The following is a 19,648-nucleotide window of genomic DNA, read 5'->3' on the forward strand; positions in this document are numbered from 1 at the left end:
CTATATTTTGAACTTGGTAATCATGGTATAACCCACATAACCAGAAGCGATGCTAATGGCTAAATAGGTGATTCCCATTACGGCAAAAGTACCGAAGGCCACCATGGAACCTTCGTTCTTTTTGGATTCTTCAATACCGTGTTGCACCGTGGTAATGAACTTGATAAAGGTCACGACTGCGGTAATGAACAGCAATAAGCCAAGACCCTGTTTGACGTAATTGCCTGTTACCGACATCATGCTTTTGGAACCGTCACCAATGTTGTCCGCATCAGAAATTTTAGGGAACCAGTTATCTGCCAATAACACAGGGGCGTAAAAAAGATTGACAGCTCCCAGGTAGAGCGTGCGAAGCGTTGTTTTCATGTTGTCTCCTTAACGAATAACACTAAAATGAAAATCATCAGGCCAATGACAAGCCTGACCATTCGAGAGCCGAAATTCAGCAAGTATCCTTGTTGCTGTTTTTCCTCGGTTCCCATCATGTGGTTGACGCACCACATCACCGCTAAAATCACCAGGCTTATGGCAATAAAACGGATACTGCTGGAAAAGACTTGGGCTGAGATGTTGTTGCTGGCTTGTTTGAATGTTGAAGCAAACATTCTCGCTATTTCGTCTTTACTCATTAGGGTTTCCTCACAAAATCCATTTCTAATGGTTTAATTTTTCGAGGGGCAATGATGGGCTGGTTGATGTAGTCAATCAGGCCGTTTCGAATGTTTAGCAAGTCTTCTCTCAATCCGGAGTGATGCTGGCCTTGGAGATCTTCAAATCCTTCGATTTGCAATTGGATACGGGCATTTGGTGTTATCTGTGTTTGCGCTTCATCAAGCAAAGGCATGATGGCGTTAATCTGATTAATGATACGTACCAGCGTTTCATTCAAATCAGGGTTATTCGCAGAGCATTGCAGGCTTATTATCATTAAGGTGAGGCATAGTATTCGTTTCATGGTTTCTCCCTATAAGTATTTCTTAAAGCGGCTGGCCGTCATGGCTACCATTAATCCCATCAACAAACTGACAGGCACAAAGACATAAGCAGGGGTGATGCTAACGGGCAGGGCAAGCCACAGTATGAGTAAAATCACCAGTCCTTTTTTCAAATAGTGATTAAGCCTGTGGAACACGTAAGAGGATTCACGACCTAAACAAGCAGTGCGTATCGCTCTTTGATTTAGACCGTCAACCAGACCTGCAATCATGGTCAAAGCAAATAAGGGCATGGCAGCGAATAGGATAATGAGTTTTATTAAAAGGCACTGGCTGCTTAATAAAAGGATCTGCACGAATTGCTGTGATTTTTCGATTAAATCCTTGGCAAGATCATTGATGGCCAATTTGTTGAAATAAGGAATGGTAAATACCCAATCTGGTTTGGCATTTAAAGGAAGTACTACCAGCAATGAGCCTTGATAAACAGGGGTGATGGCCTCTCTTTGTGTGTTTACAAGGATATTCACTTTTTCAAAAGCAAAGGAGTAGCCATGCAACAGCCATTGACTTAACGCCCAGATAATAATCGCCAACCAACCTAAAAATAGTACTATGGTTAACTGCATGGTCATTTGTCTTGAATATTGTTTTACTGCCATAAAGCCCCCTCAGCAATGATTAAGGGGTAATGTTGTTCGTGAAGGTATGCAAGCAAGGGATCAACATTAACGGGCAGTAACGGTAGTTTGAATTTTTCTTGCAAAGCGACAATGGTTTCAAAGTCATTGACGTTGGTAATGAATCCTGTGGCTTGCATGAATTTTAATTCTTCTTGATGCTGTTCCAACCATTGAATCGATGCTTTATCTGCACCTATGACAAACAAAGGCATGTTTAATAAAGTGGTATCCAATGTTTTGCGGCTGACTTTGCCTGCGGTAGCTTTGCTTTTGGCTGGTACGCCTATTGGGCTGGACAAATTTAATTTTAATGACGTATCACTTTGTGACAGGGTTAAAGGAATGACGTTCATGCTATGAACATTCAACGCGACCGACAGTAAAAGTAGAATCCTAATCATTAAAATCTTCCTAAATCGACAACTTGCGAGGTTTTACCATTGGCTATTAACAGTAATGGGGTTTGTTTCTTGGCAAGTGCTAAGCCTTCAAATTGTTGGTTGCCAGGGGTTAGCGTGATTTGCTGATTGGTCACTAATTGAATGGGGATTTGATGTCGATTCGCCCACAGTTGTATGGCGTTATTGTTCATATCCAGAAACAGCAGGTTAAGTTTTGTATTGGGAGTGCGGTTAATCGCGTCAATCAGTTGCAGTACAATGGTGGTAACCGCATCGTCAGGTTTTATAAATAAATAGAGTGTTTCACCCTCTTTTAATTGAATAGGTTGATGAGCATAGGGTGAGTAAGGGGAGGGATCAAAATCGCCAACCACGGGTACGTCTTTAAATAGTTCGTTATAGGCCTTATAAAAAGCATTGTTCCAAGCGATATTTTGCGCCACTTTTTGTGCTTCCTGGCGAGCAGCAAGGCTTGCAAAATGTTCACGTTCCGCATCATCTCTGGCGTTAAGTCCAAGAATATCAATCGGTGTCATGCGCAAGTCTTTATAATACACACCGCTTCTGCTTTGCATTAATTGCAGATAGCGTTTTTCTTCTTTTTCATTCAATCCCCAGATTTTAGCTTCTTGCTTTTGAACATCATTCAGTAGGAAATCCTTTTCTTCGATCACTTCATCATGAAACTCAGTAAGACCTGCTTTTGCTAGGGCATTGTCGGCTTGTTGCATGGGTGAGGTGGCAATGCCAGGGATATACAAACCTGCGATGGCTTGCTGGCCTAATAACAGGCATAGAGTGATGGTAGACAATTTATTCATTGCCCACCTCTTGTTGAGTCAAATGCATCAGAACATGGGCTTTATCTGCGTTCTCAAATTCGATAGTTTGCTTGGCAAAATTGATATCTAGGATTTTCCATCCGGCTAGGGAATCCCCTTTCTCTAGGGCTTGGGTTTTATAATCGTAAGCAACCGATGCGACTGAAATTTCCTGTACGCTGTCTATGCTTAAAACTCTAAAAGGAAGTTCGCTTGCTGGCAGCATTTTAATAGGCTGCTTTTGGCTATCTAAATGCTTCAGCAATTCTTTAATGCCATCGAGCTGGTTTTTAATAGCAGCTTGTTCGGTTGAAAAAAGATCACCTAATTGATGGTCGTCTTTGTTTTGCATTTGTTGGATGAAATCCCCAAGCTGTTTGATATTGTCAGTAATAGGGGAAAGATCGGGTTGTTGGTTAGGTTTATTTAATTGCGATTGAATAGTTATAAGTTTTTGTTCCAGACCATTCAGATTGTTATTATTGATGGATGAAGATTGGTGTTTTACACACACAAACACAATCACCAGAACATTTAAAACAACCAGGCCAAGCCATTTGGCATCCAGAAATTTCTTCATTGTGCTCTCCTTGCATTAAGACTGAAATTGATTTCTCTTAAGAGGTCATCCTGCTTGAGGCTAAACAGGGTTTTCCCAACCAATACCGTGAGCCCGTCGGCTATAGTTAAAGGACCAAGGTTTCTGGTGACTTGGGGTAGGGGTTGTTGGAAGATTTGTTTAAGGCTTTCGTTTTGCTTATCCTGGGGAGCAAGATGGTAACCTGAATAACGAAGCCAATACTCAACCGCTTCACCTATCGTTTGAACTGAGCTTGGGAAATGAATCTGCTGGACTGTTTTAAGCGGATTTATCTGTGCTGCCAGGGGTTGATTATTCACGGTAGCATAACGTCCAACCTGGGTGATATTAGCAGCTTGTATTTGCAGGCTGCTTAGGGCTAAAAGGCCAATAATGGTTGTTCTCAACATAACTATCCCTATCCTTGATTTGACTTGTTTTCTTGGTCTAATTTTTGAATGTATTTGCGGATAAAGACTTCTTTGCGATCGATATCGATTTCGCTGGGTGCTCTGACACCAATTCCTATCAGGCCATTTTTTTCATAAAGAACAGTGATTTTGATTTTGCCTTTATTGATATAGATTTCTTCACCAATTTTGCGGTCTAGGATCAGCATGATTTTTTCTCCTTAACTGAGGGACTGGTTAGCTTTTCCATCATCTCTTTGATGTGGGATTTAACGATTTGTGGGTCGGTTCTTTTATGGTTTTCGGGTTTAGCCCGCAGAGCTTCTTCTCTTGCCTTAATACTTTTTTGAATGCTGATGCAAAGTTCTACAAAGACAGGAATAACGGGAGGGCGTTGTTGCGTTCTTTTTATTTTTTCCACCGCAAAGGTTAAGACCTGGCTATCAAATTCTTTGATGCTGTCAGCCCATTCCAGCTTGGCAGCTTCAAGGGCTTTTTCATTGTTATAGGCAGAAAGCCATAAGGCACCATAAATGGCATTAAATCTTAAGAACAAAGTATCAACCCGTTTGTCATACGCTTCTTGTTGAATTGAAGTGGAGGACGTTGTTTCCTGTTTGGGGTTTATCTTCAAAGTTGATGCTGAAGCTGGATTCTTTGCAGGATTCAGCGAGAATATCTGCGGCTGATTTTTTTCTATAACTTGTTTGAATGTTTGCATGGCCTTGCTCCTGTTTTCTTATGGGTAAAAGTTCATCATTCCAGCATTGTTGGGCTAGCCAATTGGCTGGAAACTTCCATTTAGGAACCCACTCGCCACAGAGCTCCATGTCTAAACGGTTTTCAATTTGTTCTTGCAGAGCATCCATCATCTGTCTAAACAGCGTTTCATCGGGCTTGAGTTTATAAAACTCCTGGAATGCCCTGGTCTCATCTTGCTTCTGTGGATAAAGTTCCCAAAATTTTTGAAATTGGGCGCGCACATACACACACAAATTTTCTGAGTTATGAGGTGTGTCGGGTTTTGTGTTTTCAACTGTGTTGGATTTTTTAGAAAAATCATCGTAACTTGATGATTTGTAATTCTTTTTGATGTTCGGGTTTGTGTCGGGTTGCTGTGTCGGGTTTGTGTCGGGTTTATTTTGGACAGAAATATCCGTATCAGCTAAAAGGCATTTTACAATCAGGTTCATGCCTATGGACTCAATCTTGATTAAACCAGCTCTCTCCAGCGCATAGATGATTCTTCGCAATTGTTGACGACTAGGACTACCGGATTGTTGAAAGCCTTGATGAGGCTCAATATATAAAGCCTCAGCGAGTTGCTGATAACTGATTTTTCGTTTAACCCCAACCAGAAAGGTTTCCCTATCCATATAAGGTCGAATCCCCAGCAAGTAGGTCGATTGCTGGATATAAGGCAATCCCATCAGTGCGGATAATTCGTTAGTAGTAACAAACAAAAATCCCATTTTCTTATTCATCCATCTAAAAACACTGTTCCAAATTCAGTGTTTGCAATATCAAATAATTTCATTTAGTATCAATCAATAACACGAAACGTGTTGTTGATAACCCATTGTAAATAAGCACTTTTTAGTGTCAATGGGCTATTTCCGTTTGATATCAAATGAACCTAAATGAACATGAAAAAAATTATAGGTAGTAGGATTACGCAGGCTAGAAAAGCAAATGGGTTGACGATTAAGATATTGGCAGAGAGAACAGGATTTGGCGCTGCCAGGATTGGGAATTGGGAGCAGGGTACGAGAAGCCCAGGACCTGAAGAGGCTTTAGTTCTGTCCAAAGAGTTGGTTGTTGCTGCTTCTTGGTTGCTTGGTATTTCTAATGACCCACATGGAGAGTGGATGGATCATGTTATATTTGAATATTAAGATCGCTTTTAATGCAATCTGAGTTTGGCAAAGTTGAAGGCAATCAACGACGTCTTCTAGATATTGGCGATAGCCATTCGGGGCTCGTTGTGGTGTCTCAATCAAACCGTAGCGTTCATACAGACGAATGGCAAACAGGATAAATCATTATGCTAGGCCTAACCCCTGTGAATTCACAATCCATCAAAGATCTTTATGAATTTACTGTGACTCCAAACGGAACAAACAGTGTTTTCCCATCGATTTGCACTTGGGCGAACATTTTAATAAATCCTACTTTGTTAGGTTTTATATGAAATAGCAATTCAGGTCCTCCTCGTTCCGTATTATTTGTAGGTTCCTTGCCCATTGGATGAACATGAGTTACTGTTTTAAAGTCCTCATTAAAACCAACGATGTGGGCATAAGCACCCATAATGGGTTCTAGGGTATGAACTGGGTTTTCCTTTGCATCGGTGATGTCAATTTTGCCCATGACTGCTTGACCGACGTGCAATGGTGTTTTATCAAAAGACAATTTAAAATGGTAGCCATCAACACTACTTTCAAATAATGGTTGTCGATGAATAGGATTTTCCAATTTCTTTTTTGTCTTTGGGTAAGGTAAATCAGCAACTACATATTCTTGGGTTTTTGTATTAGTCGGTATAAGATCAGCCCATGCTCGATAGGAGGCACTCTTAAGCGTAGGCTGCCATTCAAATTGATAGATGCCTGGTATCGTTGTTTCGACTGGATGGACATGACTGTAGTCAAGAAGTGTATCATCGATAATCAACAAATGAATCTTTTGTGTATGTGCTTCAATAAGATCGTTTAAGGTGATTGGTTTATTGCTTTTGGTGTCAATTAATTTGATTAATACCAGTTTCTTGTCCTTTTTATCCATTATCTCTTGAATAGATAATTGCAAGGTATTTTTTGATTTCAAAGAATGTGTCGATTGATTGTTCATCATGCGTTGATTAGGTTTTTCGGAGAAAGCAGTAGGATAATATGAGTTAATGAATATCAAGCTCATTAGGGTGATGGCAAATTTCTTCACAATATTTTCGTCTCCAAGAAAACCAATAGGTTTTAAAATAGTTTCTTATAGTTATATTTTGTATGCTATTTATTTTAATCAGTAAATAGAATGATATCATGATTGTCTTTTTAAGACAGGCATTAAATATAAGTAGAGGTACCCTAAATGTTGGTTAGGATCGTCAGCGATGGTTCTTTGTTGGGATGACGAAATGGATGTGATACGTGTCAATTAATTAGTTTAATATTTCAAAAAACTAACTCAAATTTTGAATCGGTTTAGGATACGAAAAAAGTGAGCTAAAAACAATTCAACTATCATTCAATTAATTCAAAACAAAGGGACAAAGTTTTCTTTTGCACGTAAATTTTTTTAGGTTTTTTTGAGGACACATCAAGACATTTTAATTGAGCTTCTCAAAGGTTATTCCTAGCTAATTGTTCGTCAAAGCATAGAACACTTTGTTTTGACTTATCCATACCAAAGAGTCTATATTGTAATTATTTCCTTTAAAATCAAGGATAGAAATTATCATGAAACAAAGTCATTGGATGGTTTTGGCGTGTTGTTTAGTCCTTACTGCGTGCATGAGCAGTGGCACGAGTAGTAAGTACACTAAAAGTCTCGAAGAGCATGTCGCTCAAGGTCATGTTGGCCATGGTGGCGGTGGTGGTCGCTAACACTAAAATCTTTATTACTCAATCCTAAAGATTCATATGAGCGCTCATCCTATAAAGTCTAAGAACTATTAATCTATTCGGGCACTAAAAATTGAGATAAAATGATGCGCACCACATCATAGTGGACGGGCGAATGCAAAGGATGGCTGTCATGGCAGAACAATGGCACGAAAAAGCACCTGCAGATATGGTGTTGTTGTTTCAAACCGACTTATCTTTAGGACTATCTGAAAAAGTAGCAGAACAGCGGCTAAAAGAAGTAGGACCTAACCTGCTGAGTCAACAGAAAAAAACATCCCCTTTCGTCATTTTTTTGCAGCAATTTGCAAGTGTGGTGATTTGGGTACTTTTAGGTGCTGTTGTTGTGTCTTTTTTGTTGGATGAAAAAGCCGATGCCATTGCCATTTTGGCCATTGTCATTTTAAATGCCATCATCGGATTTTTTTTGGAATATCGCGCTGATAGGGCAATGCTTGCGCTTCAGCAAATGGCTGCTCCCAAAGCAACAGTGCTTCGCGATGGCCATGCGAAGGTGATAGCCGCTTCTGATATCGTACCAGGTGATATTCTTCTTTTTGAAAGCGGTGATTTAATCGCTGCCGATGCTCGCCTTTTTGAATTATCAGCGCTTAAGGTTAATGAGGCGCCACTCACGGGTGAGTCGATACCCGTTGCTAAAAATCTGGATGTTTGCACTGCCGAGACGCCTCTAGCCGATCGTAAAAACATGGTGTTTATGGGCACCTCTATAGCCGATGGCACCGGTCGCGCGCTTGTCGTGGCGACTGGTATGCAAACGGAAATGGGGCACATTGCCAAAATGCTGGGTGAAGCGTCTCGTGATGAAACGCCTTTGCAGAAAAAACTCAATCAAGTGGGTTCTCGTCTATTGTGGCTTTGCTTTTTCATTATCATTGCCATTTTTGGCTTAGGTCTTTTACGTAATATCTCTCTATTCAGCTTATTCATGAGTTCAGTCAGTCTTGCAGTGGCTGCAATTCCTGAAGGCTTGCCTGCCGTAGTAACGGTGGCTTTAGCACTCGGCGTGCAACGTATGGTACGGCGTGCCGTACTGGTAAGGCGATTATCGGCGGTTGAAACACTCGGCTGTTTACAAGTCATTTGCACGGATAAAACAGGAACATTAACCGTGGGTGAAATGACCGCACGTCAGCTTGTGACAGCAAGTGATGTTTATAGTATTCATGGAGAAGGCTATAACCTCTCGGGAGGATTTACTCTTCAAGGTCAAGAAATTAATGTGTCAGAAGACCCGTTGTTGCAAGCTACTTTGCATGCGATGGTGGCTTGCAATAACGCGAGTTTTGAGAGCCAAGATGGACAGGTAGCTACTGTGGGAGACCCAACTGAAGTGGCCCTTTTGGTTGCAGCAGCCAAAGGAGGCGTTTGGCAAGGGGAACTGCAAGCCTCTTATCCTCGCATCAAAGAGTTACCCTTTAGCTCCGAACGCAAACGCATGACGGTCGTGTGTCGACAAGACCATGAACACATCGCTTTTGTGAAGGGGGCACCAGAAATTATCTTGGAGCGCTGCACCCATATTTTAACCAAAACAGGCATTAAAAAAGTAACGCCGAATGATAAGGCGCGCATGAAACAATCCTGTGAACTCATGGCCAGCGAAGCATTGCGACTGTTAGCTTTTGCGAAGCGCCAATTAGAGCCTACAACTTTAGAAGAAGAGGAAGAGATTGAAAATAACCTGGTTTTCTTAGGTCTTATTGGTCTTCAGGACCCACCTCATGCGAGTAGCAAGGAATCCATCAGTCGCTGTAAAAAGGCTGGTATTAAACCAGTGATGATTACAGGAGACCATCCTGATACGGCAAGAGCCATTGCCAAAGAGCTTGGCATTTTGGAGGCAGGTGACCGATTGCTCACTGGCAATGAACTTGAAAACATGTCGGAGGAAGAATTTAACCATTGCGTCAAAGACATTGCTGTCTATGCTCGTGTGACTGCGGAGCATAAATTAAAAATCGTACGGGCCTGGAAAAAACAACAAATGGTGGTGGCGATGACAGGCGATGGGGTGAATGATGCGCCTGCTTTAAGAGAAGCTTCGGTGGGCATTGCCATGGGGAAAACAGGGACTGCTGTAACTAAGGAAGCCTCTGACATCATCGTCATGGACAATAACTTCACCTCGATTGTGGCAGGTATTGAAGAAGGTCGCACGATTTACGATAACATTGCCAAAACGCTTGCCTATTTATTAGCAGGCAATAGTGGGGAGTTACTGGTTGTGTTTGTAGCACTTTTAATCGGCTGGCCATTGCCGTTGCTTCCTATCCAATTATTATGGATTAACTTAGTAACCGATGGTTTGCCGGCCATTGGCTTAGCTACCGATATGTCAGAGCCAGGGATTTTGAATCGTCCACCCAGAGCCACGCAAAAATCCATGATGGATATGGCGTTTTTCAAACGAGTAACCTTTGTGGGTTGTTTAAAGGCTTTAGTAATCCTTAGTGTGTTTGCTTATGAATATTTAATCGATAAGGATTTAATTCAAGCCCAAGATGCGGCCTTTTCTGTTTTAGTAACCGCCGAGCTTTTATGGGCCTTTGGAGCGCGAAGCGACACCAAAAATATTTGGCAAGTAGGATTGTTTTCCAATTTAAGACTCTTTTTTATTGTGAGCATCAGTTTTTCCCTGCAGGTCTTGATTCATCATATCCCGGTATTGCGCGAATTATTTGGGATACAACCGGTCTCATTCACCCAATGCCTGGTTTGGATTCTATTAGGCATGGTGCCTTTGTTAGTGATAGAAGCTCAGAAACGGCTAAGGAAGGCACCCAATGAAGCATTTTAGTGCTAAAAAAATGATTTGGACTATTCTCTTAGGTTTCTGTTGTTTTGCAGGGCCAGTATCTTATGCCAAGACACCGCCTGCTTTATCGCAGCTAATCAATGAGGCCACTCAAAACAACCCTCAAATTCGTGCGGCACGCGACCGACTACTGGCAGCAATCCATGTGATTCCACAGGCAAAAGCGTTACCCGATCCGAAGCTTAATGCAGGGTACATCAACATGTCTGAGAATATCCCTATGGATGTGGATCCAAGACGCGAGCAAATGTTGGGTGGCCAACAAGAAATTCCTTTTCCTGGCAAACTCATTGTGCGAGGAAGGATAGCAACGCTCGAGGCCAAAAGAGCGGAAGCAGAATACCAAGCCACTAGTTTCGCCGTCATTGCTGAATTAAAACGGCTCTATTACGATCTTTATTTTGTCAATAAATCCATCGAGATCGTACAAAGAAACCAGGAACTTCTTCATGAAATGGAAAAGAGTTCCGAAGCCAATTACAGTGTAGGGAAAACACCCCAACAAGATATTTATCGTGCCCAAACTGAGATTTCTCGTCTACTGATGCGTTTAGTCATCTTAAAGCAACAACGGGGATCCCTGCAGGCGGATATCAATCGCCTTTTAAATCGTTCCTTAGAAATTACAATCCATACACCAGCAGTGCTTCCTGTAACGCCAATGGGGCATAATTTAGAGTATTTTTACACGCTCGTTAAGAGCCGAGCACCGCAATTAATCATGCAGCAACGTGCTGTTCAAAAAGGACGACAAGCCATCCGCTTAAGTAAAATGGAGTATTTCCCGGATGTGGAAATCGAAGGGGGACGACTTCATGATACGGGAATGCACACCAAAGGCTATCAAGTGTTGTTAAAAGCAACGGTTCCACTTTATTTCATGCAAAAGCAAAATCATGCCGTGCGCGAATCACTTGCGCGGTATAATGCGGATATTGAGGATTTGCAGACCACCTATCGTATGCTTTCTTTTCAAGTGAAAAATGCTTATTTGTTGGCAGAGCGCTCTGCAAAACTCATTCATCTGATTCAACATACCATCATTCCACAAGCCAGCTTAACATTTACTTCATCGCAAGCCACCTACGGCGTGGGCAAAGTGGATTTCTTAACGATGCTGAATAATTTATTGACGCTGCAAGAAAATGAATTGGAATGGCACGGTGAACTCGCTGAACATGAAAAAGCGATTGCACAAATCGAAGAAAGCACAGGGACGTTCTTATGAATTTTAAGATGATAATCAAGGGTGTGGTTATTTTGAGTTTACTTTCGTTGTTGCAGGTAACTCAGGCGCAACAGGCCATGGATAATCATGGCAAGATGGACATGAAACAGTCCACTCAAGGAAATGAGATTGTGATTGATCCGGCTCGTTTACAAGCCATTGGCATTACGTCAGAGCCGGTGCGTCGCCAAGTGGTTGAAAAGATAATCCGTACTGTGGGGCGTGTTGAAGCCGATGAGCGGCTCGTTGCCCATATTCATGTACGCTTTGATGGGTGGATTGAGAACTTATTCATTAATTTTACCGGAGAAAAAGTCAAAGCAGACCAAGCTCTTTTTACCGTTTACAGTCCTGAATTGGTCGCCACCCAGCAAGAATATTTGCTCGCCCTTAATGCCCAAAAAATATTAAGCAAAAATACGACATCGAGTGCGGCTCGTGGTGCGCAGTCTGCTTTTCAAGCAGCCCACCAAAGGTTGTTGCTGTGGGGGATTTCCGAAAAAGACATTGAGCAATTAAGACGTACGGGCAAAATCACTCGGACGATGACGATTCATTCCCCCATCCAAGGTACGGTTCTTAAAAAAATGGCGCTGGTGGGCATGCGCATTGAGCCAGGAGATGAACTCTATACCATTGCTGATTTATCACGCTTGTGGGTTTTAGGGGACATTTACGAATATGAGCTTCCTTATATTCGTCTTGGTCAAATGGCTGATTTGACCCTTACCTACTTGCCCAATGAATTATTTAAGGCCAAGCTTGATTTTATCTACCCTACGATTGACATGAAAACACGTACAGCCAAGGTTCGCTTTGAAGTGGACAACCAGAAGGAGCAATTAAAACCGGGCATGTATGTGAATCTGGAACTCAAAGTACCTTTGGGTGAACGTCTTGTGGTCCCTAAAAATGCTGTTCTACTCACAGGTGAGCGCGCAGTGGTGTTTATTTACCATGGCAATGGCAAAATTGAATGGCGGGACGTGACCTTAGGGGTTAGGGCAGGGGATTTGCTTGAGATAATCAAAGGGGTTAAAGAGGGCGATCAAATTATTACGTCTGCCAATTTCCTCATTGACTCAGAGAGCCAGTTGAAAGCGGCCATGGGAGGTATGCAACATCAATAGACTTTCTTACCGAGCCTCTACAATAGGAAAGAAGCTCTAATAAAGAGGCGTGATTTGGCCTTGGAATAAAGGGATTTTATGGTTGAACGGATTATTGAGTTTTGTGCACGCAATCGTTTTATTGTGTTGCTTTTTGTGCTCGGGTTTTCTTTCATGGGCTATATGGCCTTGAAGAATACCCGTATGGACGCATTGCCTGACATTTCAGACACTCAGGTCATTGTGTATACGACCTGGATGGGACGTTCGCCCGATCTCATCGAAGATCAAGTCACGTATCCTATTGTAACTGCATTGTTGTCAGCACCAAAAGTAGTAGCTGTGCGGGGATTTTCTGATTTTGGCTTTTCTTATGTCTACATCATTTTTGAGGATGGTACGGATATTTATTGGGCGCGAAGTCGGGTCTTGGAATACATGAGTCAGCTGTCTGGAAAATTGCCCGAAGGAGTGACTCCTCAATTGGGCCCTGATGCGACACCGGTGGGTTGGATTTATCAATACGCCTTGGTGGATGACAATGGCAAGCATAACCTGGCTGAGTTACGCACATTTCAGGATTGGTATTTGCGCTATTGGTTAAGAGCGGTTCCTGGGGTGTCTGAAGTAGCCAGTGTGGGAGGTTTTGTCAAGCAATACCAAGTCAATTTGGATCCAGTCAAAGTCCTTGCCTACAACCTATCGGTTCCTGAGATTGTTGAAAAAATTCGTATGAGTAATAACGACACCGGTGGTCGAGTCATTGAGTTTTCGGGCGTGGAGTACATGATTCGTGGTCGCGGATACATTAAGTCTACTGAGGATATTGAAAAAATTGCCGTGGGCACCAATGCCAATGGCACACCGATTTTACTGCGTGATGTCGCCACAGTACAACTTGGCTCGGACATGCGCCGCGGGGTGGTCGATTTAAATGGCCAAGGCGAAGCCGTGGGCGGTATTGTCATCATGCGCTTTGGGGAAGACGTGCTGCAAGTAATTGGTCGCATCAAGGATAAATTGAAAGAATTAGCTTCAGCCATCCCGGAAGGTATAAAAATGGTTACTGTGTATGATCGCAGTAATCTCATTAGAGAAGCGATTTCCACCGCCAATTGGAACTTGATTGAAGAGCTCGTCGTGGTTGGGTTACTCATTATTGTGTTTTTAGGTCATTTTCGTTCCGCACTCATTCCTATTATTACCTTGCCACTGGCGATTTTGATTTCGTTTATCCCCATTTATTTCTTACATGTCGGACTGAATATCATGTCCATTGGTGGCATTATTGTCGCCATCGGTGATATGGTCGATGCGGCCATCATCATGGTCGATAATGCCCATAAACGCTTAGCGGATTGGGAAGCAAAAGGAAGTCCAGGCGATCGCACCCAGGTGTTAATCGATTCGGCGAAAGAAGTAGGGCCTGCGATTTTTTCATCCCTTTTGGTCATTGCCATCTCCTTCATGCCTGTTTTTACCTTGGAAGCTCAAGAAGGGCGGCTGTTTTCGCCCTTGGCTTATACCAAGAACTTGGCCATTTTCATGAGTGCCTTACTCGCCATCACCTTAATTCCTGTCCTATTGCCTCTTTTGGTGCGTGGTCGAATCATCCCTGAACAAAAACATCCGATTACGCGGTGGATGCAAGCCATGTACGCGCCCGTGTTGAGGCTTGCTTTGAGATATCGCCAATTTGTGGTGGGAATTGCCATTGTATTGGCTATGGCCACCATTCCTCTTTATAAACTCATTGGCTCTGAATTCATGCCCCCTCTTTATGAAGGGACGATTTTGTATATGCCGGTTACTTTACCAGGTATTTCAGTCACTCAAGCGACGGCTTTACTTCAAGAAATGGATAAGAAATTAAAAGCATTTCCAGAGGTGGCACACGTTTTTGGCAAGACGGGAAGAGCCGAAACGTCCACCGACCCTTCTCCATTTAATATGATGGAAGTGATTGTGGAGTTAAAGCCTAAAGAATTTTGGCGCAAAGGAGTGACTTATGAAAGCCTGGTGAAAGAGATGGATGAAGCGTTGCAATTCCCAGGTGTGAGTAATGCCTGGACCATGCCCATTAAAGCGCGTAATGACATGCTCACCACAGGCATTCGAACGGCCGTAGGGATTAAAATTTTTGGCCCAGACATTAAAAAGATTGAAGCCATTGGCAAAGAAATTGAAATGGTGGCCAAAGAAGTAAAGGGCACAAGTAACGTCTATGCAGAGCGGGTGGCTGGAGGCTACTTCCTTGATTTTCAAATTAATCGGGACCAGTTGGCTCGCTATGGTTTAACCATTATGGATGTTAATCGCATCATTGAATCGGCCGTTGGTGGTGAAAACATTGCCACCACGATTGAAGGGCGTGAGCGCTACCCAGTGAATGTGCGTTATTTGCGGGAATTACGCGACGACCCTGACAAGCTCAATCGTATTTTAGTCAAAACACCCAGTGGTGCGGAGGTACCTGTCGCGCAATTGGTGACTTTAACGTTTCGTTCAGGACCTGCTATGGTTCGCGATGAGAATGGCATGCTAGCAGGTTATGTGTTCATTGACATCAGTGGCCGGGACATTGGCGGCTATGTGGAGGAGTTAAAGCAAGCGGTCAACGCCAAAGTGAAATTGCCACCAGGTTATACGTTGGCATGGTCAGGTCAGTACGAGTTCATGCAACGGGTCTATGAGCGACTTAAAATTTTTGTGCCACTGACCTTGGCCATCATTTTTGTCTTATTTTACTTTACCTTCCGCACCATCACCGAGACCTTGATGGTGATGTTAGGCGTTCCCTTTGCTTTATTTGGCGGCTTTTTACTGCTTTATGTATTAGGGTACAACATGAGTATTGCTGTTTGGGTGGGGATGATTGCACTTGCTGGTGTTGCGGCTGAAACCAGTGCGGTGATGCTCGCTTACCTTGATTCCGATTACAATGAACAAAAAGAAAAGGGATTACTCAAAACCTTCCCGGATTTAATTCAAATGGTACAGCTTTGTGCGGTGTCCCGCATTCGTCCCATGGCCATGGCGGGTCTTGCTAACATCATTGGCCTATTACCGGTGATGTGGGCTACAGGCATTGGGGCTGATGTGATGAAGCGTCTTGCAGCACCCATGGTCGGTGGGGTTTTTTCTGCCCTTTTACTGACCTTAATTGTGATTCCTGTGGTTTATGTGATGTGGCGTTGGCAAGTGGATTTGAAAAAAACAGACTTAACGGAGGCAAGATGAAATTAACTTTTTTAGGAGCGACAGAGACGGTTACTGGTTCTAAATATCTTTTGACCGTTGGTTCTAAAAAAATCCTGATTGATTGCGGTCTTTTTCAAGGCTACAAAGAATTACGATTACGCAACTGGGCGCCATTGCCTATTGCCCCTCATGATATTCATGCAGTGATTATCACTCATGCCCATATTGACCACACGGGTTATTTGCCCTTATTAGTAAAAAACGGATTCCAAGGCAAAATTTATGCAACACCGGGTACCAAAGCACTGTGTTCCATTTTGTTACCCGACAGTGGTCATCTGCAGGAAGAAGAAGCTCGCTTGGCCAATAAGTATGGATTCTCCAAGCACCAACCTGCTCTTCCTCTTTATACTGAAAAGGAAGCTCGGACGGCATTGCAGTATTTTGAAACCATTGATTTTGATACCCCGCATCAAGTGTTTCATGATTTCAGTTTTGAGTATCATCGTGCCGGTCACATCGTCGGTGCGGCCATGGTCAAAATAAAAACCCAAAAGGGTTCCATTGTGTTTACCGGAGACATTGGTCGTCCGCATGATCCCGTCATGAAAGCCCCTGCCTTCATTCAAGAAACCGATTATCTGGTGATGGAATCGACCTATGGCGACCGATTGCATGATGCCACAGATCCTTTGCCTCAAATGGCTCAGGTGATTAATCAAACCGTTAAACGAGGGGGCTCAGTCGTTATTCCTGCGTTTGCAGTAGGGCGTGCGCAAAGTCTTCTTTATTTTATTTATGAACTGAAACGACAAGAGCAAATTCCCAAAGACCTTCCTGTCTTTTTAGACAGCCCCATGGCCATTGATGCCACTCATTTACTCTGCACTTATAAAGAAGACCACCATTTAACTGCAGAACAATGTCGTGGTTTATGCCGTGTTGCCACCTATGTGAACACACCTGAGGAGTCCAAGGAGATTGACAGGCATCACATGCCGCAAATCATCATAGCGGCCAGCGGCATGGCGCAAGGCGGCCGCATTCTGCATCATTTAAAAGCCTTTGCGCCTAATCCTAAAAATACCCTACTTTTTACTGGCTTTCAGGCGGGTGGCACTCGTGGTGCTCGAATTGTGAATGGGGAGAGACAAGTCAAAATTCATGGAAACCTTATTCCGATACAAGCCCAGGTCGTGGTTATGAGCAGTACGTCAGCCCATTCTGACTATTTGGAATTGTTAGAATGGCTAAAACATTTTGCTCGTCCACCCAAAAAAGTCTTTATCACCCATGGTGAGCTCCACAGTGCTCAATCGCTAAAAGAGAGAATTGAGAAGCAATTAGGGTTTTCTTGCACTATTCCTTCTTATCTGCAAACGGAGGAGTTGTTGTGAGTAAGAAAACCTCTCATGGGCTTCGTTTAAAGCATTTAGGGATTAAAACCTACCATGAGGCCATTATTTACATGCGAGAGGATTGCCATGTCTGTCATTCGGAAGGATTCGAAGTACAGACTCGTATCCAAGTGACTTTAGGTCAACACTCTATTATAGCCACCCTTAATGTGGTGACCTCAGAGCTACTTCAGCCTGGTGAGGCTGGTTTGTCAGATTACGCCTGGGATACTTTACAGGGCAAAGAAGGCGATGAAATTCAGGTCTCTCATCCAAAACCCTTGGAATCCTTAAGCTATGTGCATACCAAGATTTATGGCAATGAGCTGTCTTTTGAGCAAATGAAAGTGATTATTGATGATGTGTTAAGCGGTCGACTTTCTGATGTACAAATCTCCGCTTTTCTAGCGGCAAGTGCCTCAGGACGTCTCACCAGTACGGAAGTCATGAAGCTCACCAAAGCCATGATAGACAGTGGTGATCGCTTATCTTGGCCTTCACCGCTGGTCGTTGATAAACATTGTGTGGGAGGATTGCCGGGAAATCGCACGACCCTGATTGTAGTTCCCATCGTGGCCGCCTTTGGATTGATGATTCCAAAAACCTCATCGCGTGCCATTACATCACCCGCGGGGACTGCGGATACCATGGAGACTTTAGCTCCAGTCCACTTAAGTCCCCAAAAGATGCGCCAAGTGGTTGAACAAGAAAACGGCTGTATCGTATGGGGTGGGGCTGTGAGTTTAAGTCCTGCTGATGACGTGCTCATCCGAGTGGAACGAGCCATAGATTTAGATAGTGAGGGGCAATTAGTGGCTTCCATTCTTTCTAAAAAAATTGCAACAGGTGCCACACATGCGGTCATTGATATTCCCGTAGGACCTACTGCCAAAGTGAGGAATCAGTCTATGGCGCTCCTTCTGAAACAATTGCTTGAGGAGGTAGGCAAACAGTTAGGGCTTGTTGTCCATACTTTATTGACCGATGGTTCACAACCGGTAGGATATGGCATTGGCCCATCATTAGAAGCTCGCGATGTATTGGCGGTGTTGCAAGGATTGCCTGATGCACCCAATGATTTGCGTGAACGAGCGTTGACGCTTGCGGGTGCTGCGTTAGAGTGTTCTTCGAAAGTACAACCGGGTTTAGGGAAATCCATTGCGAAGCAATTATTGGAAAGTGGACAAGCCTTTAAGAAATTTCAGGCCATTTGTGAGGCTCAGGGTGGGATGAGGGAATTGACAAAGGCACGTTTTACTCATCCTGTTGTGGCTGCAAAGGCAGGAAAAGTCTCCCTCATTGATAATCGAAAGCTTGCAAAAATTGCCAAGCTTGCTGGTGCGCCAAAATCGAAATCGGCGGGTATTGACCTCCATGTCCATGTCGGCGAATCCGTTGAACAAGGTGAGCCTTTGTTTACAATTCATTCGGAGTCTTCAGGGGAGCTCCATTACGCCTGTGATGTTTTACGTGACAAACAAGACGTAATTCTTTTAGGAGAAAGCCCTTGAAGCCCTTATTATTTTCATTATTTGACTCATCAGAAATCGCCAGACGATTACAAGAAGTTCTGCAAGTGGACGTGGGGGATGTGACTTTTCATCGCTTTCCAGACACGGAGTGGTACTTAAAAATCAATTCAGAGGTTAATAATCGCAGTCTTATGGTGGTGGACAGCTTAAACGAGCCGGATGAAAAAATACTCCCTTTGTTGTTTTTTGCCAAAACGGCTAAAGAGTTAGGGGCTCGAAAAGTTGGCTTGATTGCTCCTTATCTTTCCTATCTACGTCAAGATAAACGCTTTCATCAGGGTGAGGGGATTACTTCACGTTATTTTGCACAGATGTTATCCAGTTCATTCGATTGGTTGATGAGCATTGATCCGCATTTACACCGTTATCACTCGTTAGATGAAATCTACTCGATCCCCACTTTTGTTTTGCATGCCACATCGATGATTGCTACATGGATTAAACATCATGTTCCTAAGCCAATTCTAATTGGTCCTGATATGGAAAGTGAACAGTGGGTTGCCGACATTGCAGAAAAAGGCTCTTTTCCTTATGCAATTTTGGAAAAGATTCGGCGTGGTGATAAAGAGGTGGCTATTTCAATGCCATTCATCCCTGAACTTGAATCCTCAACTCCTGTTTTAGTGGATGACATCATTTCCACTGCCAGAACCATGATAGAAACGGTAAAACAATTGCAACAAACTGGGGTTAAGTCAGTCATTTGTATTGGTGTGCATGCACTTTTTGCAAAAGAGGCTTATTCCCTGTTATCGGGGATAAAAGGCGTGCAAACCATCACGTGTAACACCATCCGTCATGCAACCAATGCGATTGACGTGAGTGATTTGATTGTGGAGATTTTGGTAAAAAATAAGTTCGCCAAGGTGTTAAAAAAATAAGATGAACAAGT

General features: G+C 43.1%; 21 protein-coding genes. 9 read left to right on the forward strand and 12 right to left on the reverse strand.

What is annotated here, in order from left to right; genetic code table 11:
- Genes ACZ5EK_RS05245 through ACZ5EK_RS05295 form a run of 11 tightly spaced genes read right to left on the reverse strand, consistent with a single transcriptional unit; the run spans window position 1 to window position 5,302 of the window.
- Window positions 1-366 (reverse strand): hypothetical protein, encoded by a 366-nt coding sequence (locus ACZ5EK_RS05245; protein ID WP_011213425.1) that lies wholly within the window; start codon window positions 364-366, stop codon window positions 1-3.
- On the reverse strand, window positions 363-629 hold the full coding sequence (locus ACZ5EK_RS05250; RefSeq protein WP_011215143.1) for a hypothetical protein: 267 nt from the start codon (window positions 627-629) through the stop codon (window positions 363-365). Before ACZ5EK_RS05250 ends, ACZ5EK_RS05245 begins: the two co-directional genes overlap by 4 nt.
- Window positions 629-955, reverse strand: coding sequence for an RAQPRD family integrative conjugative element protein (locus ACZ5EK_RS05255; protein WP_016356826.1), 327 nt, complete (start codon window positions 953-955; stop codon window positions 629-631). Before ACZ5EK_RS05255 ends, ACZ5EK_RS05250 begins: the two co-directional genes overlap by 1 nt.
- Before the next feature lie 9 nt (window positions 956-964).
- A complete protein-coding gene (locus tag ACZ5EK_RS05260) occupies window positions 965-1,597 on the reverse strand; it encodes an IncC plasmid conjugative DNA transfer DtrJ family protein (protein ID WP_027219597.1) in 633 nt (210 codons plus the stop codon).
- Window positions 1,588-2,019 carry an integrating conjugative element protein gene (locus ACZ5EK_RS05265; protein ID WP_014843642.1) on the reverse strand — a complete coding sequence of 144 codons (432 nt, stop codon included), beginning with the start codon at window positions 2,017-2,019 and terminating at the stop codon, window positions 1,588-1,590. The genes ACZ5EK_RS05260 and ACZ5EK_RS05265 overlap by 10 nt, the downstream gene beginning before the upstream one ends.
- The gene (locus ACZ5EK_RS05270; RefSeq protein ID WP_014843643.1) at window positions 2,019-2,840 is read right to left on the reverse strand and encodes a TIGR03759 family integrating conjugative element protein; all 822 of its coding nucleotides are present in this window, start codon (window positions 2,838-2,840) and stop codon (window positions 2,019-2,021) included. The genes ACZ5EK_RS05265 and ACZ5EK_RS05270 overlap by 1 nt, the downstream gene beginning before the upstream one ends.
- Entirely contained in the window at window positions 2,833-3,420 is a 588-nt protein-coding gene (locus tag ACZ5EK_RS05275) for a hypothetical protein (RefSeq protein ID WP_010946736.1), read from the reverse strand. The genes ACZ5EK_RS05270 and ACZ5EK_RS05275 overlap by 8 nt, the downstream gene beginning before the upstream one ends.
- On the reverse strand, window positions 3,417-3,830 hold the full coding sequence (gene pilL2 / locus ACZ5EK_RS05280; protein ID WP_010946737.1) for a PFGI-1 class ICE element type IV pilus protein PilL2: 414 nt from the start codon (window positions 3,828-3,830) through the stop codon (window positions 3,417-3,419). The genes ACZ5EK_RS05275 and pilL2 overlap by 4 nt, the downstream gene beginning before the upstream one ends.
- Before the next feature lie 8 nt (window positions 3,831-3,838).
- Window positions 3,839-4,039, reverse strand: coding sequence for a carbon storage regulator (locus ACZ5EK_RS05285; RefSeq protein WP_010946738.1), 201 nt, complete (start codon window positions 4,037-4,039; stop codon window positions 3,839-3,841).
- Window positions 4,033-4,464, reverse strand: a complete 432-nt coding sequence (locus ACZ5EK_RS05290) for a hypothetical protein (protein ID WP_223381092.1) — start codon at window positions 4,462-4,464, stop codon at window positions 4,033-4,035. Before ACZ5EK_RS05290 ends, ACZ5EK_RS05285 begins: the two co-directional genes overlap by 7 nt.
- A complete protein-coding gene (locus tag ACZ5EK_RS05295) occupies window positions 4,403-5,302 on the reverse strand; it encodes a hypothetical protein (RefSeq protein WP_014843644.1) in 900 nt (299 codons plus the stop codon). The genes ACZ5EK_RS05290 and ACZ5EK_RS05295 overlap by 62 nt, the downstream gene beginning before the upstream one ends.
- A gap of 168 nt (window positions 5,303-5,470) precedes the next feature.
- Between ACZ5EK_RS05295 and ACZ5EK_RS05300 the strand changes: the two genes are divergently transcribed.
- Window positions 5,471-5,725, forward strand: a complete 255-nt coding sequence (locus ACZ5EK_RS05300) for a helix-turn-helix domain-containing protein (protein ID WP_011215153.1) — start codon at window positions 5,471-5,473, stop codon at window positions 5,723-5,725.
- Window positions 5,726-5,918: 193 nt separating this feature from the next.
- On the opposite strand, the gene ACZ5EK_RS05305 is transcribed toward ACZ5EK_RS05300, so the two are convergent.
- Window positions 5,919-6,770 (reverse strand): hypothetical protein, encoded by an 852-nt coding sequence (locus ACZ5EK_RS05305; RefSeq protein ID WP_014843645.1) that lies wholly within the window; start codon window positions 6,768-6,770, stop codon window positions 5,919-5,921.
- A 515-nt stretch (window positions 6,771-7,285) separates the two neighbouring features.
- On the opposite strand from ACZ5EK_RS05305, the gene ACZ5EK_RS05310 reads away from it, so the two are divergent.
- The 8 genes from ACZ5EK_RS05310 to ACZ5EK_RS05345 all read left to right on the forward strand — a co-directional run bounded on the left by ACZ5EK_RS05310 (window position 7,286) and on the right by ACZ5EK_RS05345 (window position 19,637).
- Complete coding sequence (locus ACZ5EK_RS05310) at window positions 7,286-7,432, forward strand: hypothetical protein (RefSeq protein ID WP_016356828.1); 147 nt, start codon at window positions 7,286-7,288, stop codon at window positions 7,430-7,432.
- 151 nt (window positions 7,433-7,583) lie between these two features.
- Entirely contained in the window at window positions 7,584-10,271 is a 2,688-nt protein-coding gene (locus tag ACZ5EK_RS05315; RefSeq protein WP_061634628.1) for a cation-translocating P-type ATPase, read from the forward strand.
- Window positions 10,258-11,517, forward strand: coding sequence for a TolC family protein (locus ACZ5EK_RS05320; protein ID WP_061634629.1), 1,260 nt, complete (start codon window positions 10,258-10,260; stop codon window positions 11,515-11,517). Before ACZ5EK_RS05315 ends, ACZ5EK_RS05320 begins: the two co-directional genes overlap by 14 nt.
- Complete coding sequence (locus tag ACZ5EK_RS05325; RefSeq protein WP_021582703.1) at window positions 11,514-12,647, forward strand: efflux RND transporter periplasmic adaptor subunit; 1,134 nt, start codon at window positions 11,514-11,516, stop codon at window positions 12,645-12,647. Before ACZ5EK_RS05320 ends, ACZ5EK_RS05325 begins: the two co-directional genes overlap by 4 nt.
- Before the next feature lie 78 nt (window positions 12,648-12,725).
- A complete protein-coding gene (locus ACZ5EK_RS05330; protein WP_464431764.1) occupies window positions 12,726-15,866 on the forward strand; it encodes an efflux RND transporter permease subunit in 3,141 nt (1,046 codons plus the stop codon).
- Complete coding sequence (locus ACZ5EK_RS05335) at window positions 15,863-17,224, forward strand: MBL fold metallo-hydrolase (RefSeq protein WP_318796014.1); 1,362 nt, start codon at window positions 15,863-15,865, stop codon at window positions 17,222-17,224. Before ACZ5EK_RS05330 ends, ACZ5EK_RS05335 begins: the two co-directional genes overlap by 4 nt.
- Window positions 17,221-18,735: a thymidine phosphorylase family protein gene (locus ACZ5EK_RS05340; protein ID WP_061634632.1), complete on the forward strand. Its 1,515-nt coding sequence runs from the start codon at window positions 17,221-17,223 to the stop codon at window positions 18,733-18,735. Before ACZ5EK_RS05335 ends, ACZ5EK_RS05340 begins: the two co-directional genes overlap by 4 nt.
- Complete coding sequence (locus ACZ5EK_RS05345) at window positions 18,732-19,637, forward strand: ribose-phosphate pyrophosphokinase (protein ID WP_061634633.1); 906 nt, start codon at window positions 18,732-18,734, stop codon at window positions 19,635-19,637. Before ACZ5EK_RS05340 ends, ACZ5EK_RS05345 begins: the two co-directional genes overlap by 4 nt.
- Window positions 19,638-19,648: the final 11 nt, after the last annotated feature.

This window comes from Legionella sp. JM-2024 (assembly GCF_055389095.1).